Annotated in this window: 13 protein-coding genes and 1 pseudogene; 7 read left to right on the top strand and 7 right to left on the bottom strand. The window is 56.2% G+C overall.

Going from position 1 to position 14,257, the window contains the following annotated elements:
* From AC0QHF_RS19370 to AC0QHF_RS19340, 7 genes and pseudogenes are all read right to left on the bottom strand, one after another.
* Positions 1 to 785 (bottom strand): annotated as a pseudogene (locus AC0QHF_RS19370) (hypothetical protein); the annotation flags it as partial.
* A 30-nt stretch (positions 786 to 815) separates the two neighbouring features.
* Entirely contained in the window at positions 816 to 1,370 is a 555-nt protein-coding gene (locus AC0QHF_RS19365) for a phage tail protein (RefSeq protein ID WP_324705881.1), read from the bottom strand.
* A gap of 48 nt (positions 1,371 to 1,418) precedes the next feature.
* The gene (locus AC0QHF_RS19360) at positions 1,419 to 1,643 is read right to left on the bottom strand and encodes a hypothetical protein (RefSeq protein WP_324705880.1); all 225 of its coding nucleotides are present in this window, start codon (positions 1,641 to 1,643) and stop codon (positions 1,419 to 1,421) included.
* Positions 1,644 to 1,662: 19 nt separating this feature from the next.
* The gene (locus AC0QHF_RS19355) at positions 1,663 to 4,068 is read right to left on the bottom strand and encodes a substrate-binding domain-containing protein (protein WP_324705879.1); all 2,406 of its coding nucleotides are present in this window, start codon (positions 4,066 to 4,068) and stop codon (positions 1,663 to 1,665) included.
* A 107-nt stretch (positions 4,069 to 4,175) separates the two neighbouring features.
* Positions 4,176 to 5,270: a type III secretion system chaperone family protein gene (locus AC0QHF_RS19350; RefSeq protein ID WP_324705878.1), complete on the bottom strand. Its 1,095-nt coding sequence runs from the start codon at positions 5,268 to 5,270 to the stop codon at positions 4,176 to 4,178.
* A gap of 131 nt (positions 5,271 to 5,401) precedes the next feature.
* Positions 5,402 to 7,333: an ATP-binding protein gene (locus AC0QHF_RS19345; protein ID WP_324705877.1), complete on the bottom strand. Its 1,932-nt coding sequence runs from the start codon at positions 7,331 to 7,333 to the stop codon at positions 5,402 to 5,404.
* Between the two features lie 322 nt (positions 7,334 to 7,655).
* A complete protein-coding gene (locus AC0QHF_RS19340; RefSeq protein WP_324705876.1) occupies positions 7,656 to 8,984 on the bottom strand; it encodes a Pvc16 family protein in 1,329 nt (442 codons plus the stop codon).
* Positions 8,985 to 9,580: 596 nt separating this feature from the next.
* Between AC0QHF_RS19340 and AC0QHF_RS19335 the strand changes: the two genes are divergently transcribed.
* From AC0QHF_RS19335 to AC0QHF_RS19305, 7 genes are all read left to right on the top strand, one after another.
* A complete protein-coding gene (locus AC0QHF_RS19335; protein WP_324705875.1) occupies positions 9,581 to 11,308 on the top strand; it encodes a phage tail sheath family protein in 1,728 nt (575 codons plus the stop codon).
* Between the two features lie 89 nt (positions 11,309 to 11,397).
* On the top strand, positions 11,398 to 11,952 hold the full coding sequence (locus AC0QHF_RS19330) for a phage tail protein (protein ID WP_324705874.1): 555 nt from the start codon (positions 11,398 to 11,400) through the stop codon (positions 11,950 to 11,952).
* 38 nt (positions 11,953 to 11,990) lie between these two features.
* Entirely contained in the window at positions 11,991 to 12,479 is a 489-nt protein-coding gene (locus AC0QHF_RS19325; RefSeq protein ID WP_324705873.1) for a phage tail protein, read from the top strand.
* 38 nt (positions 12,480 to 12,517) lie between these two features.
* A complete protein-coding gene (locus AC0QHF_RS19320) occupies positions 12,518 to 13,021 on the top strand; it encodes a phage tail protein (protein WP_324705872.1) in 504 nt (167 codons plus the stop codon).
* A 14-nt stretch (positions 13,022 to 13,035) separates the two neighbouring features.
* Complete coding sequence (locus AC0QHF_RS19315) at positions 13,036 to 13,338, top strand: hypothetical protein (protein WP_324705871.1); 303 nt, start codon at positions 13,036 to 13,038, stop codon at positions 13,336 to 13,338.
* A 43-nt stretch (positions 13,339 to 13,381) separates the two neighbouring features.
* Complete coding sequence (locus AC0QHF_RS19310) at positions 13,382 to 13,726, top strand: hypothetical protein (protein WP_324705870.1); 345 nt, start codon at positions 13,382 to 13,384, stop codon at positions 13,724 to 13,726.
* Positions 13,708 to 13,866, top strand: a complete 159-nt coding sequence (locus tag AC0QHF_RS19305) for a DUF6760 family protein (RefSeq protein WP_324705869.1) — start codon at positions 13,708 to 13,710, stop codon at positions 13,864 to 13,866. Before AC0QHF_RS19310 ends, AC0QHF_RS19305 begins: the two co-directional genes overlap by 19 nt.
* Positions 13,867 to 14,257 lie beyond the last annotated feature (391 nt).

The following is a 14,257-nucleotide window of genomic DNA, read 5'->3' as shown; positions in this document are numbered from 1 at the left end:
ATTTCCGATATCTCTTCAATAGCAGAAGTTTCAGATTGTCTCTGAATTGGGGATGAGTCGGGAGATGCGATCGCATCTGTTATCGCTTCTGAAGCTGAAGTTTCAGATTGTCTCTGAATGCCGGGAGAATCAGGGGAAGCGATCGCATCTGATATCTCTTCCGAAGCCGAAGTTTCCGATATCTGTTCAATACCAGAAGTTTCGGATTTGCGTTGAACATTTTCTCGGTGGATGGGTTTAGATATTTCTGTTTTTGGTGTTGACTTTTTCGCTCCAAAATTGTTATAATTTTGGGGATACTTTATGCCATCTAATGCGGATCTGAAGATGGTTGATTTAGAAGGCTTAAATTGTGAAATCGAAGGTTGAGGATTGTCATGATTTGGTGATTCAGAGTCTCGGTTAATCGCCTCTGAAGGTGCAGCCAATTCCCGTCTAACTTGAGGTTCTTCTGCTGTCGGTATGGAGGAAATTTCCGGATTGGAAGTCGCCGGGTTTGGGGTCAACTTATCGGCGGTTGGAAGGGGTTGTTCTTGGATAATAGTTTCATTCCCTAAGCGGGGTTTTGACTCTACTAAAAAAGGACTGTCCCAGTCTGGAAATCGCTGTAATTCGACTCCTTCCCTGGAAAATAATGATCGATCTAAAACTGATAGCGATCGCGTCCCGAGAGGCTGCAAAAATGTCTGTCCCAATGGCGAACGGGACAGGAGGGGACTTTTTATCCCCAAGGGGGGGTCAGAAGGAACATTTTCAGATTTCAGTTGCTCTGAATTTTCAGCCATGTCAATCGAGTTAAATGTTCATCGATGTTTTTATCCAAAAAATCCAAAAGAATCTCGATTTTTGGAGAGGCTCGCACCTCCCGATCCTGTGGGTTTTACGGCTACATTTAACCCCTCATAAGCCAAGGTTAATTCTTCGATCGCAACGGAACTCCCTTCGGCTTGAAATCCCGGTGCTTTCCAAGAAATTGGAACGGCTCCGATCAACGTCCACGCCTGCATGGTTTCCCCGGCTTGGTTGAACATCAAAATATTGATATTGCGGCGATTTGCAACGGGATTTCTCATTGATTTCAGCATCCAATCCCAAAACAAAGTGCTGTCGGTCATCCCCCGTTTTAAGGTGATGTCGTCAAACTCTGCATGACCGATAAAAACTCGTTGCTGGTCGTTCACACCCCCTTCTAAATAGTTTTCTTTTTGGAGGGTGACACCGAAACCAGAACACTCGGAAAAAGAAGCAGAAATTGTGCTTTCCATTTCCACATAAAAGCGATTAACTGTGATATAATTGGCGCGAGAATTTAACTGGTATTCCCGGGGCGAGACTGATGTTTCTTGAACCGTTTTCTTTAAATCAACCATATCCTTCCTTTCCGTTTAGATATTGACCTTTGATTTGAGACGACCGACTCAATATCGATCGCGACTGATGCGAAGATCTTCCCGCAACATTTCGTAAACTCGGCGTTCGAGTTGCCGTTTTAATGCGGGGTCGGCGCGAACTTTTTGAGCAATTTTGTACAGGAAATTGCCGGGACTGTCGAACTGTATTTTGGTCGGGGCATCGGAGCCGATGGGGACTCCTAGATAGCCCGATGGCCGGTGGGGAATGGGGGGTTGATGATGGTGGTTCATGATGCACCTATAAATTCAATTAATCCAAGGGTTTTAAAGGAACCAAGCCGGTTTTTAAGAGCAGTTCTTGCGCCTCTTCTGTTTTCAGAATAGCGGCAACTTTCTGCCCCACGGGGGGCAAACTGTTATCAAAGGAATACACCACAGCCAGGGAATAAGCCAGGGGATATTGTCCGGTTTGAAACCGCTCGACCGATGCCGAATAGCTGCCCTTATCATTGCACAGATCGATCGCCGGCGTGATCGGCTGACCGTCATCGCGAACCAGGGGTTGCACGGGAGGCCGCAAGCCTTCGGACAGTGCCAGGGGATAAACGGAACACTGCTGGAAAACTTGACTCAAAGGACCGAAAGACAGACTGCCGATTTGTCGCTCCTCAAAGTCCCGCAGCACCGTTCTCATGGCTTCAAAAGTGGGCAGTTGGCGGATGCGGTTGACGTCGGTTTCGGTGGTCGTAAATCGGTCGGGGGAGGCATTTTTCCACAGTCGCCGAAATTGCGCGATCGCACGCTCCGTTTGCAACACCCGCTCCTCAAAAATGCGGATAGCTTCCCCGTCGGTGGGGATGTAAAGTTGCACGGGCAAATCCGGCCCCCCCAACTGTTTCCAATTCCGAATTTCTCCGGTATAAAGTTGCCGCAATTGTTGAATGCCGATCTGTCCGTTCAAACTGTGGGGCAAAGAATTCCGGCGCCGCTCGTAGCTGAAGGGGACGAAAAACACCAAACCGTCATAGGCGAAGGGAACGGCTGCCAAATCTCGCTCCAATTGTTCGACGAGGCTGGTGATGGCAAAACTCGCTTCTTCGGAACGAACTTTTGCGATCGCTTCCTCCGTCGTCGGTTGCGGTTGATAAATCAATTTCAGCTTCGGAATTCGCTCTTCCAATTCCTCCCCCAACGTCCTCCCTTTCTCCACCAAATTTTGCTGGCGGACGGCATAATTCCAAATCCCATTTTCCTCGGCCGTGTAAGTAAACGTCCCCTTGGGAACGGCGGCGATATCGTCGATACAACAGGGAGAAAAGCGATCGTCGGCCAGGACGACATCGGGACGGCGCAGCAGCCGCCAGATCCCCACTGCCCCCAACAATGCCAGCAGGAGCAACAACAGCGCCCACAGCCCCGGAAACCGCCGTTTTTTCGCCTCTTCCTCCGGTTCGCTCAGTTCGTCAAACCGCCCCTCTTCTGACAGTTTCGGAAGGGCTTCCCGAGCCGTTTTGGCATTCTCAAAAGGCCGGTCGAATTCCAGCAGTCGCAGGATAAACTGTCGCAAAGCCGGATCGGTTTCCGGCCAGTCACCTCGGGAAGCGTCGGCGGGGGGGTTGTCGGCCCGCCAATCCCCTTTCAACAGGTCGAAGGCGATCGCGCCGAGGGCCTTCAAATCCGGCCGCGGCTCGGGTCGGATGGCGATGGCAAATCCGGGCCGGAAGGGGCGTTCCCAGAGGTCGAAGTCGGCGATGTAGATCAGAAATTGGGGGCGCTGAAACGGGCCCTGGTCGATGGGGAGGATCAGAATGCTGTCGAGGCTGAGGCTCCCGTGGCTGAGCCCGGAGTGAATTTGGCCGGAGGGGAGGCGGTATTTTTGGGTGTGGAGGGGTTCGAGGCTCTGCAGGACCTGATCGAGGAGGTGGATCACCTGGCGGGGGGTCATGGCCCCGAATTGGCGCAGGTAGGTTCGCAGGGTGGGATAGCTGTTGGAGAGGGTGGGGGTGACGGTGTAGCAGCGGTTTTCGTGGCGATCGGCGATCGCTTCGGCGGGGACCAACAGGCGAAAATCCTGCACCCGACCATCGGCGGGGGTCAACCCCCCCACGTTTTCAAAGACTTCTTTGGTGTGCTGTTCTTCCTGGGGGTTGAAGTGGCGGTCTGGCAGCAGATATTCTTTGATGATGACGGTTTGATTGCCGCCGACCTGGATTCCCCGATACAAACGGCCCATGCCCCGACTGCCGAGGAAACTGACGATCCGATACCGGCCCCGGTTGCCGATAATTTCGGCTTTTTCCGGCAGGGGGACGGGAAATCCGCATTCGGAACAGACTTTGACCTCGGCATCGGCCGCGAGGCTCTGCCGGGGGAGGTCGCAGAAGAGGGGGTGGCCGTTGGGACAGCGATATTTCGGATAGGGGTTAGCCGTTCCGGGCCGGAGTTCGGCGGGTTGCAGCCGCACTTCGTCGGCGGGTTCGAGTTCGGCTTCTTCGGGGATCTCTTCCCCGCGTTTCCGGCGTCGGAGCAGATCCCGGACGTCTTCCCGGATGAAGGGGAGAAACCGGATCACCCAAAAGGGGAGAAATCGATAGGCTGAACCGATCGCCGTATAAGTTACCCGCCGGACGCGCTGTTGTGCGGTGGCGACAGCGGTTTGTCGGACGGCTTTCGTGGTTCTGCTTTCGGGTATTTTTCGCTGGGGAGGACGAACCATGATAATTGATAATTGATAATTGATAATTGATAATTACTTTTTCCGAGTTCTTATTCCCTTGGGGCGGAGGAAGAGGATTGAGAGTTTGGTGCGAATCTGAGTATCAATTAGCTTCCTCTGCCTCCGGTCGCCTCCTCTGCCTCCTCCGCCTCCTCTGCTTCCTCCGCTTCCTCTGCCTCGATTCGGGCGATCGCGTGGTCGGGGGAAATGCCGTTGAGGACGGCGAGGATGCCGGGGAGGTACTGATCCATCATGGTGACGTTGGTGTAGACCAGGGATTCGATCAATGCCGGGGTGAGGCGATCGCCTTCCACATCAATACTGGTTTTATAACAAATCTCACCATCCGAATAGTCTAACTCAAAATTCCCCAGAATTAAACCGGAATTAGCTTTTGTTAAGAATTCGGCGACGGGCGATCGCATTTCTTCAGAAATTGTAATGGGACAAATCGAATAAAACAAAAACTGCTCATCCTCATCTCGCGCTTCGGCCCGACAACTCCAGCGCCCATTATCTCCCGCGAATGACATCTCCAACGTCGCCCCATCCTCCAAGCGAACGTAGTCCCAATCATCTGCGTCAAAAAAAGCGGCCATCACCCGGGAAATTGGGGTGGATGCGCCCTGCTCCGGTATAGTGTCCGCATCCCGAACCGCTTCCGACCACGTTTCCAAAGCCGTTTGAATCTGCCCTCCCAAACCCGCGAAGGCTGCTTTACCCGCCTCGACGACTCCGCCCGGAGTGTTCGGATTCGCCCAATCCCAGAGGGTGCGATAACCGATGGTTTCCGACCCCCGTCGCTGACTGACGCCCAGACAAAACCAATTTTCGGCTAACTGCTGGGGCGGCGGTTCCCCAGTCGGCGACTCCCCGAGGGCGGCGAGGACGGTTTCGGCGATCGTCCCCCCCCGAGTCAGTTGCGGCAGCAAACCGGGTTTGAGCATCAATTCTAAAGTCAAATTCCCGTCCCCGTCAAATTGGCAATCGCCCGCCGGACTGCACACCTCCGGTTTCAGGTGAAACAACTGTTCCCGTTCGATGAATTGATAGTCTTCAAACGGCACCTGCAAAGTCAGCGAACAATTGAGCGCCTTGCCGTCAGAATCGGCGATTTTACCAACGATTCCCCATGCCTTGAAAGTCTTTCTGGATGGAGAAAAAAAAGTTATTTTTTGATTAAAATTAATGGTTTTATTCATTTTTTTAAATGGAGATTATATTGGATCCGCAGATTTCGCAGATTTTCGCAGATTTGAGATTTTTTATTTTCGCAAAAAAGCATGAGATAACTCGTGTCACTTTTCATTTTTCACTTTTCACTTTTCACTTTTCACACCCACCCTTTGACCTCATTATCCATCAGCGGTTTTTCTAACTTCATATACTCACTTTGAGCGGCGCTGAGGAGGTGTTTCATCATCACCGGCTCCCCGGCGTCGGCCGCGAGAAATGCCGCATTCAGGGCGATATTGCGGATGTTCCCCCCGGAGACACTCAGCCGCGCCAACTTCTCCACCGTCAGCCCCTCCGTCGGCGTTTCCGGCGGGAAGATGCGACGCCAAATTTCGGTCCGCTGCTTGGCATCCGGAAAGGGGAACTGGACGACGAAGCGGATGCGGCGCAGGAAGGCCGGGTCGAGGGCGCCCTTCATGTTGGTGGTGAGAATCGCCAGACCCCGGTAGGCCTCCATCCGCTGCAAGAGGTAGCTGACCTCGATGTTGGCGTGGCGGTCGTGGGAGTCTTTCACCTCGCTGCGCTTGCCGAACAGGGCGTCGGCTTCGTCGAATAGCAGGATCGCCCCGCCGCTTTCGGCCGCGTCGAACACGCGCCGCAGGTTTTTCTCGGTTTCGCCGATATACTTGCTGATCACCGAGCTGAGGTCGATTTTGTACAAATCCAGGCGCAGGGCCCCGGCGAGGACTTCGGCGGCGGTGGTTTTCCCGGTGCCGCTGGGTCCGGCGAACAGGGCGCTGATGCCCAAGCCGCGATCGCTCTTCCCGCCGAATCCCCAATTTTCGTAAACTCGCGATCGCTGCCGCAGGTGGGCCGCCATCGTTTCCAGGACTTGCATTTGGGCGTCGGGGAGCACCAAATCGGCCCAGGTTGCTTTGACGTCGATGCGTTGGGCCATGTCCTCCATGCGGGGTCTGGCCTGGAGGCGACAGGCCTCCCACAGGTTTTCGAGCAGGGTTTCGGTATCGTCGGGGGAAATGCCCCGGCCGGTTGCGGTGGTACAGACGGCGCGGATGGCGGGGGAACTGAGGTTGAATTGGGCGGTGAATTTTTGCAGGTGGCCGTCGAGGTGGTCGCCGACTTCGCCGAGGTGTTGCTGCCAGTGGTCGTACTGCTCGGCGGCCGTGGGGCGGGGGACGTCGAAGTTGAGGAGGGGGCGGGTTCGGGGGGGGAGGCGATCGCTTCCGGTGACAATCAGGGGGCTGCCGATGCGATCGACCAGTTGCCAGATGCCGTCCCCCTGGCGACCCATCTCCACCGGTTCGCAGTCGAGGAGGAGGGCGTATCCCCCCAAAACGGACTCCCGCTCCCACAGTTTCAACATCTGGTTGAAATCGGCGGTGGCCGTGGGGATGCGATCGCCGTGCATGAGGTAGAGTCCCAACCCCAACTCTCGGCAGGCCGTCCGAGCGATCGCCCGCCGGGTGGGGAGATCTTCCCCGCAAAGCTGCACCGCCGGTAACTCGGCGCTCTCGGTGGCCGAAGACCAGGTTTTGGCAATTTGCTCGGCGAGTCGGGCGTGGGAGGAAACCAACGGTCCCGAGTCCTGCACGGGTTCGACGATGCCCAGCAACCGTTCGTCGAGGTGTTGGATGCCGACGAGATAATGTAGGATGCGCTCGTCGATGCGGAGGGGGCTGAGGGTCAAAACCGGACCCCCCCCGACTTCGATCAGCCGCCAGCGTCGCAGGGGAGCGTTGGGGGTGAGGGCGCTCCAGTGGGGGCGATCGAGGATATTGAGGGCGAGGCTGAAGGTGGGGTGGGGCTTCTGCGGGTCGCCCTGGACTTCGGCACACAGCCCCAAAAATTCGGCGTCGAGTTCCATCCCTGCACACAGCAGCACCAAGTCCCGCTCGAAGGTGGAGAGCCCGAAGGTGTCGCAGAGTTGCTCCAAAGCCTGCGGCGCGGCTATCTCCCCGACCGTTTCCACCGTCGAGCCGTCAATTTTGGCCCTCAGCCGCTCTCGAATGCGGCCGAGATCTCGCATCAAATCTTGTTGGTTGACACTCTGCCAGTCGGAATCAGTCATGGGTGTGCTCGGTGGGGTGTGCTCGGTGGGGTGTGCTCGGTGGGGTGTGCTCGGTGGGGTGTGGGGAGGCTCCAGGAGGCTCCAGGAGGCTCCAGGAGGCAGACTCCCCAATCATCTGAATATGATTTTGGCTATTAGCTTGGGAATGAATTCCCAAGCGGTCCAGATATTCTACCCGCTCACCTCCGCTCCCTCCGCTCACCTCCGCTCCCTCCGCTCACCTCCGCTTGACCGTTGCCCCCTCCGCTTGACCGTTGCCTCCCTCCGCTTGACCGTTGCCTCCCTCCGCTTGACCGTTGCCTCCCTCCGCTTGACCGTTGCCCTAACGAATCGTCACCTTCGGCCGGATGTACTGCTCGAAGGTGGAGCTTTCGGGGTTATTGTCCACTTCCAGCAGACTTTCGGCGCCGTCGATGGAAATTCGCACCAGGTATTCCCCCGGTTTGACGTCCCGGATGGGGATGGTGACGGCGGTGGCGGTTTCTCGGAGGGTCGGGCCGGCGAATAAATACCCGGCGGGATTGTCGCCGGAGGGGTCGGCTTCGTTGAGCATCAGGACGACGCGCTGGCCGGGTGCGATCGCCAAATTGGCGGTCACGGTGAGCATTCCGGAGCGGGGTTCATCGTCGAATCCCTCCAAATTTTCGACCTCGACGGATTCGACAGTTGGCCTGAGTACGAAGGGGGCGACGTTCGATTCCACCTGCGGGGGGCGAGCCGGGGTGTTTCGGGACAGGGTGGCGGTGCGCGTCGTCCTCCGGGGGCGACGGCCGCGGGGGGGCACGGGGGGGGCTTGCAGGTGGATCACTTGCAGGCTTTGCACGCCGGCCCGCAGTTGGGATGGGGGGATCTGACTCAAGGGGACGCGCAGTTCTCCGGTGTTGAGGACTTGGGGGGTGAGTTCCAATTGGCCGATGCGGACTCGGGTTAAAACGCCCGAGAGGTGCTGGCCGCGGATGGAGAGAATGCTGGTACTGAAAATGGGCTGATTTTTGCCGCCGACGGCCGCCACCGCGCTGACGACGGGTTGTTTGGGAAAGACGGTGCCGCCCAAAACGCGATCGCGCACCGGCAGGGCGGAACGTCCGGCCACGTCGCTTTCGATGATGATGACGGTGACTTTGTACACCAGGGAGAGGGCGTAGGGGGTTTGGAAGAAGACGGACCAGATTTTGGAGAGTTCGTCGGTGGAGACGGAGATAAATTCGGAGCGGATTTGTTCGACTTGTTCGGCCAAATCGGAGTCGGCGAGGTAGGCGAAGGTGGGGTCGGCGATGGTGGCGCGGATGGTGTCGGCGCCGAGCACCAACTGATCTTCGAGGGTTTGTACCACGCTACCCAGCAGGCGCTGGGGTTCGAGGTCGCCGTCGTTGCCGTAGAAGGACACGACATAAAATAGGTCGATCGCGGCTTGGCGACGCCGGGTCATGTCGCCCCGGCGCTGGAAGTTGGGGGTGTCCTGGTTGGTGAGGGCCGGGTTGCGCTTGATGTGGTACAGGTACAGGTTGACGCCGGTTTCGGGGATCGAGCCGCTCGAACCATCCGGGCGCACGGTGGTGACTCGCGCCCCGTCCACGTCTCTTTGGACAGCCCGCTGTAGGATGCGCTGCAAGGTGGCGGTTGCCGTGGCGACGGCGAGATGATTGCTCATGGTCGGTCCGGCCAGTTGAAAAAGTCAAAAGTCAAAAGTCAAAAGCCAAAAGTCAAAAGCCACTCGATCTCCCGTTTATATTAATACGATTTTCCCCCACCGCGATCGCATCCAATTCGGTCTTTTTTCGACCGCGATCGACCGAGCTACGAATTCTGTTTTTTTCCTTAAGCTTTTCGGCGGTTTCGTGTACTTTTATTGACAAAGGTAACAATTTTGCAAGAGTTGCGGTGGGCCTGGATCGATTTCTTCCCCTATCCCAACCCTTTCGATCCCGTATCTTGAGGCTCTGCAACCCATTGATGATTAAGATATTTTTAAAAAAATTTATCAAAGTTAACAAATGTTGAAAAAACGCCAAACCGATCGGTCGATATCGATGTTTTTTAATGCTCACTTTAGTGTAGGATTGAGATTAACTCCAATCGCAGTAAAGCGCATTCCAAAAAACTCGCGGCCCGACAGGCCGTGAAAGCTTGTGGAGGGCTAGGCTCCAACCTGGACGTTGTAAAACTCCGGCTCCCGATGAAGCAAGAATCCCCGTCCATAGGAGGGCGGGGAGTGTCAAACGATCCACATCAGGGAGAGCAATTGTTATGGCTAGGCTCGACTATTTTGCCCCCGGCGTCTACATCGAAGAAGTCGATCGCGGATCGAGGCCCCTGCAAGGCGTCCCCACCGCCGTCGGTGGCTTCGTCGGATTCACCGAAGATATCCGGGGCGGTGCCGAACCCTTCAAACCCATGCTCGTCACCAGTTGGAACCAGTATCTCGAATACTTCGGCCGCACCAACTCCGACGGCTTCACCGACTTCGGCGCCTACCTACCCTTTTCCGTCTACGGCTGGTTTCTCAACGGCGGAGGACGCTGCTGGATCACCAGCATCGGGACGCGACTGCCCGGTTCCCCCAAACCCCAGGAGACCGAAACCGGCACCGAAATTGTCAACCGGGCCAACCGCCCCTCACTGAGATTTTCCATCCGCCAGGGTCCCGAAGATGCCCCGAGAGACAGTGCCCTGGCCAACGGCTCCCAAAACGGATATTTGGCCCTGAACGATCGCGCCATCCGCGTCCAAATCACCGAAGGCGCACCCAAACCCCCCGACGAAGAAACCGAAGCCTCCGAAGCCGTCGTCACCGCCAACACCGGGGAATTCTTCACCGTCGTCGTCCGCCAGGGTTCCGAAGAACTCGAACGCTTCAACCACCTGACCATGAATCCCCAGGTGGAAACGGCCGTAGCCGATTACGTCGTCACCGCCCTGGAAAACTCCCAGTACATCCTCGCCACCGACCTGTCCATCAGCGGCTCTCCCCTCGCCCGTCGCCCCTCCAACGGTGTCTACGAAGTCAGCCCCCCGGCGATCGTACCCGAACCGGAAAACTTCGCCCGCCACGTCGAAGGCGTCCGGGACGATCGCACCGGGATTCGCGGCCTATTTGAAATCGACGAAGTTACCATCGTCTGCTGTCCGGACCTGATGAAAGTCTACGAACTCGGACTCATCGACATCGACCAACTCCACGGCCTCATGGACCTGATGGTGAGTATGTGCGAAGGTGCCGCCGACGGCGACATCCCCAACGCCCCCAACCGCATGATCATCCTCGACCCGCCGCCCGATCGCGTCAAACCCCAACAGATCAGCCGTTGGTTGAGCCAGGAATTCAACCGTCGCTCCCAGTTCGCCGCCCTCTACTACCCCTGGATTCTCGTCCCCAACCCCCGCAACGCCGGACGACCCATCGCCATCCCCCCCAGCGGGCACATGGCCGGTGTCTGGGCGCGGGTGGACGAAACCCGGGGCGTCTACAAAGCCCCCGCCAACGAAGTGCCGCGCGGCGTCATCGGCCTGATGCACCCCTGCAACTTCCGGGAACAGGAACTGCTCAACCCCATCGGTATCAACTGCATCCGCCCCTTTGACAACCGGGGCATCCGCATCTGGGGCGCCCGCACTTTGGTCGAACCGGACAAAACCGAATGGCGCTACATCAACGTCCGCCGTCTGATGAGCTACATCGAAAAATCCATCGAAAACGGCACCCAGTGGGTGGTGTTTGAACCCAACGACGAAGACCTCTGGCAGCGGGTGAAGCGCACCATTAGCAGCTTCCTGACCGAATTGTGGCGATCGGGGGCCCTGATGGGCGGCAGTCCCAGCGAGGCTTTTTACGTCAAGTGCGACGCCGAACTGAACACGCCCCAGAGCATGATGCTCGGACGCCTGTTCGTCGAGGTGGGCGTCTGTCCGGTGCGTCCGGCCGAATTTGTCGTCTTCCGCATCAGCCAGTGGACCGCCGAGGGCGAAGGCGAATAGGCGAATCTGTTACCCTCTGCCTCCGACACCGACGGTGTTGGGGGCAGCGGAAATTGTTTGATGTTGACGCTCAATAGGGGAATCCAACCATGACTTCTGCCGCTCCAGTTTTTACCACCACCGCCACCCGGTATCAAATCGACTTTCGCGCCAATGGCAAGGCGATCGTAAACCAAGCCTACATCAAAAGTATGGCGGCCCTGACCTACGAGGGAAAAGTCGCCGGGGGCGACAAAGCCCTCGGTTCCGGCCTCAAAGGTCGTCGCAGACGCCAAACCACGATCGCCGGTTACGAAACCAACCCGTCCATGACCATCGAAACCTACATCAGCGACGACCCCAACGACGCCAGCCGTCAGTTGTTCGAGTGGTTCAAAGCCTGCCTGCCCCCGGAAGAAGGGGGACTGGGGCAATGGTCCCAATACCGCGCCGACGGTTCCGTCGTCCTCTACAGCCCCGACGGGGAAGAGGTGTTGCGCTGGAACCTGGAACGGGCCTGGCCGAAAAAATATTCCATCGCCGACATGGATTCGACCTCGGGGGATCTGGCTGTCGAAACTTACGAAATCGTGGCTGAATCAATTATCAAACAAGTCGCCATGAGCGGTAACGTCGTCAGTCCGAGGAATGCAGCTCCCGTTTAATCCCCCCCATTCGTCTGTCGGTTAGGAGATTTTGAATTATGGCTTATGAATATTTGACCTCGGCCCGATTTTACTTTGAATTTGGCAACAACACCCGCCTGCTGATCTCGAAGGTGAGTGGGGTTTCCATCAGTATCGACCCGGCCGCGGAAGGACAATCCATCGGTTCGGGGAAAAACGTCAAAAGCGAAACCCAAATTACCCCCGCATCGGTGACATTTGAAAACATGACTTTGGAATTTGTCACCACCGCCGAAAACGATGCCTTGGTGCAATGGTATTTGGAATGCCATCCCCCCGCGATGACGGGCGGAAAAACGGATGCCGTCTCCAAAGTCAGTCAGGCATCCCTGGTGCTTTACAAGCAGGACGGAGCGGAGGGCGCCCGCTGGAATCTCAAAGACTGCCTCCCCGCCAAGTACACGACGACCCAAGCCAGTTCGGACTCGACGGACCTGTTCAAGGAAACCATCGAAATCAGCCATTCGGGGTTGGAGAAAGTCCCGACTTTGGGAACGACGGTCTAATCGTTTGATGGCCGATCGCTCATAGCTATAAAAAGACCATGACTGGTGATTTACTCGCACAACAACGCCACCTCTACGAGGTGCTGACCGCCTGCCGTTTTTATGTCGCCTTGCATTTGGACGGCAGTCGAGATGATGTCGATGGCTACTTTATGGAGTCCCGGGGATTCAAATATTCCCAGGATGTCATTACCCATACGGAAGTGTTTCCAAAAAAGTGGGGAAAGGCGACTCGGGGTCAGGTGATTCGCACCAAACTGCCGGGAAACAATAATGTCGATAACTTTTCCCTGCGTCGGGGGCTGATGGCTTCGACGACACTTTGGGACTGGATCGCCACCGTCAATGATGGCGGTTGGGCTTCTAAGTTTAAAAATGGCTTTTTGACTATTTACCGCCAGGACGGTTCGGAGGGGGCGCGATTTGCCTTCGACGGCGCCTGGCCCGTCAGCTACAGCATCACCGACAATCTGGCATCGGGGACCGATTTGGCGGTGGAGGAGTTGGAGATCGCCTGTGAAGGGTTTGAACGAGTCTTGTAGGTGGCGATTCAACCATGCAAACGGAGTTTGAGTTTACCTTGCCCAAGGGCTATTTGGACCCGGAGGGCAACGTGCACCAGCGGGGCGTGATGCGGCTGTCGCGGGCGATCGATGAGATCGTCCCCTTGCGTGATCCCCGCGTCCAAGCCAACCCCGCCTACGCCACCGTGATCATCCTCGCCAGGGTGATCACCCGTCTCGGCGATTTGGAGGAAGTGTCCCCGGCGGCGATCGAAAATCTGTTTGCCGTAGACTTGGCTTATCTCCAGGATTTCTATCGCGAAATTAACGGTTTGGTGAAGTCTGAGTCAGAATAAAAGTCCCCCTTATCAAGGGGGATTTAGGGGGATCATCCATCTCATGTCAACCAAAACTTTACCCGCGATCGCATTTCCTTTTACCCTCCCCGTCGGATTGTTTGACGGGGGAGGAATCTTGCATCGGGAGGGAGTGATGCGATCGCTGACGGGGTGGGACGAACTGTTTCGGGAACGGGATTTGCGAGTTTTGGACAATCCCGCCTACGGGATTTTAGTCATGCTGTCCCGGGCAATTGTCCGCTTGGGGGAGATTTCCCCCGTGACGCCGGATGTATTGGAGGGATTGTTTTTACCAGATCTGGACTATTTGCAAGCCGTATACAACCAGATCAATCCACCCGAAGCGGCGATTTCTCTGGCGGGGGAGTGGCGGGCTACCCCCTAGAGGATTTGTATCGGGAGGTAGCCTTCATCGCCTTTTATTTCCACTGGTCCAGGGCCGAAATTCTCGATTTAGACCATCGGGAACGGCAGCGCTGGATCGGAGAAATCGCCAACTTGGTTCGGCGAGAATTGGGTGAATAATGTCGAATCCGGTTAAATAACCACTTTCGTCAAAGCCAATTCCGGCTCCCCCCTTTCTCCCCCCAATTCTCCCCCCTTTCAAAGGGGGGCTGGGGGGGATGGGGGCTGGGGGGGATCTAGGGGCTGGTAAATAACCGGATCTGATCTGAAAAACCCAATTTTCGACTTTTTTTTACACAAAAATTTACATAAATCATCACCTTTTTGATTTACAATTAATATCAGACCCGGTTAATTGCTCAGACATTGAGAGGATGGAGAATTTGGGGAGAAGGATGAAAAATCAGACTCCCGACTCCCGACTCCCGACTCCCTCGATCTCAGATGTTTTGTGGTCAATTATCAGGATTTGATATAAGGTGCAGTTATAGCTTTTCGTTCCGACTATTAT

The sequence above is a fragment of the Lyngbya sp. CCY1209 genome (genome assembly GCF_055795065.1).
Note: the sequence above shows the minus strand (reverse complement) of the source record. Positions and strands in the feature narration are given on the sequence as shown.

Bases quoted from the DNA above. Each gene is read 5' to 3' on its own strand.
- AC0QHF_RS19365 (WP_324705881.1), bottom strand. From the start codon at position 1,370: ATGGTTGATTTAAAGAAAACGGTTCAAGAAACATCAGTCTCGCCCCGG.
- AC0QHF_RS19360 (WP_324705880.1), bottom strand. From the start codon at position 1,643: ATGAACCACCATCATCAACCCCCCATTCCCCACCGGCCATCGGGCTAT.
- AC0QHF_RS19355 (WP_324705879.1), bottom strand. From the start codon at position 4,068: ATGGTTCGTCCTCCCCAGCGAAAAATACCCGAAAGCAGAACCACGAAA.
- AC0QHF_RS19350 (WP_324705878.1), bottom strand. From the start codon at position 5,270: ATGAATAAAACCATTAATTTTAATCAAAAAATAACTTTTTTTTCTCCA.
- AC0QHF_RS19345 (WP_324705877.1), bottom strand. From the start codon at position 7,333: ATGACTGATTCCGACTGGCAGAGTGTCAACCAACAAGATTTGATGCGA.
- AC0QHF_RS19340 (WP_324705876.1), bottom strand. From the start codon at position 8,984: ATGAGCAATCATCTCGCCGTCGCCACGGCAACCGCCACCTTGCAGCGC.
- AC0QHF_RS19335 (WP_324705875.1), top strand. From the start codon at position 9,581: ATGGCTAGGCTCGACTATTTTGCCCCCGGCGTCTACATCGAAGAAGTC.
- AC0QHF_RS19330 (WP_324705874.1), top strand. From the start codon at position 11,398: ATGACTTCTGCCGCTCCAGTTTTTACCACCACCGCCACCCGGTATCAA.
- AC0QHF_RS19325 (WP_324705873.1), top strand. From the start codon at position 11,991: ATGGCTTATGAATATTTGACCTCGGCCCGATTTTACTTTGAATTTGGC.
- AC0QHF_RS19320 (WP_324705872.1), top strand. From the start codon at position 12,518: ATGACTGGTGATTTACTCGCACAACAACGCCACCTCTACGAGGTGCTG.
- AC0QHF_RS19315 (WP_324705871.1), top strand. From the start codon at position 13,036: ATGCAAACGGAGTTTGAGTTTACCTTGCCCAAGGGCTATTTGGACCCG.
- AC0QHF_RS19310 (WP_324705870.1), top strand. From the start codon at position 13,382: ATGTCAACCAAAACTTTACCCGCGATCGCATTTCCTTTTACCCTCCCC.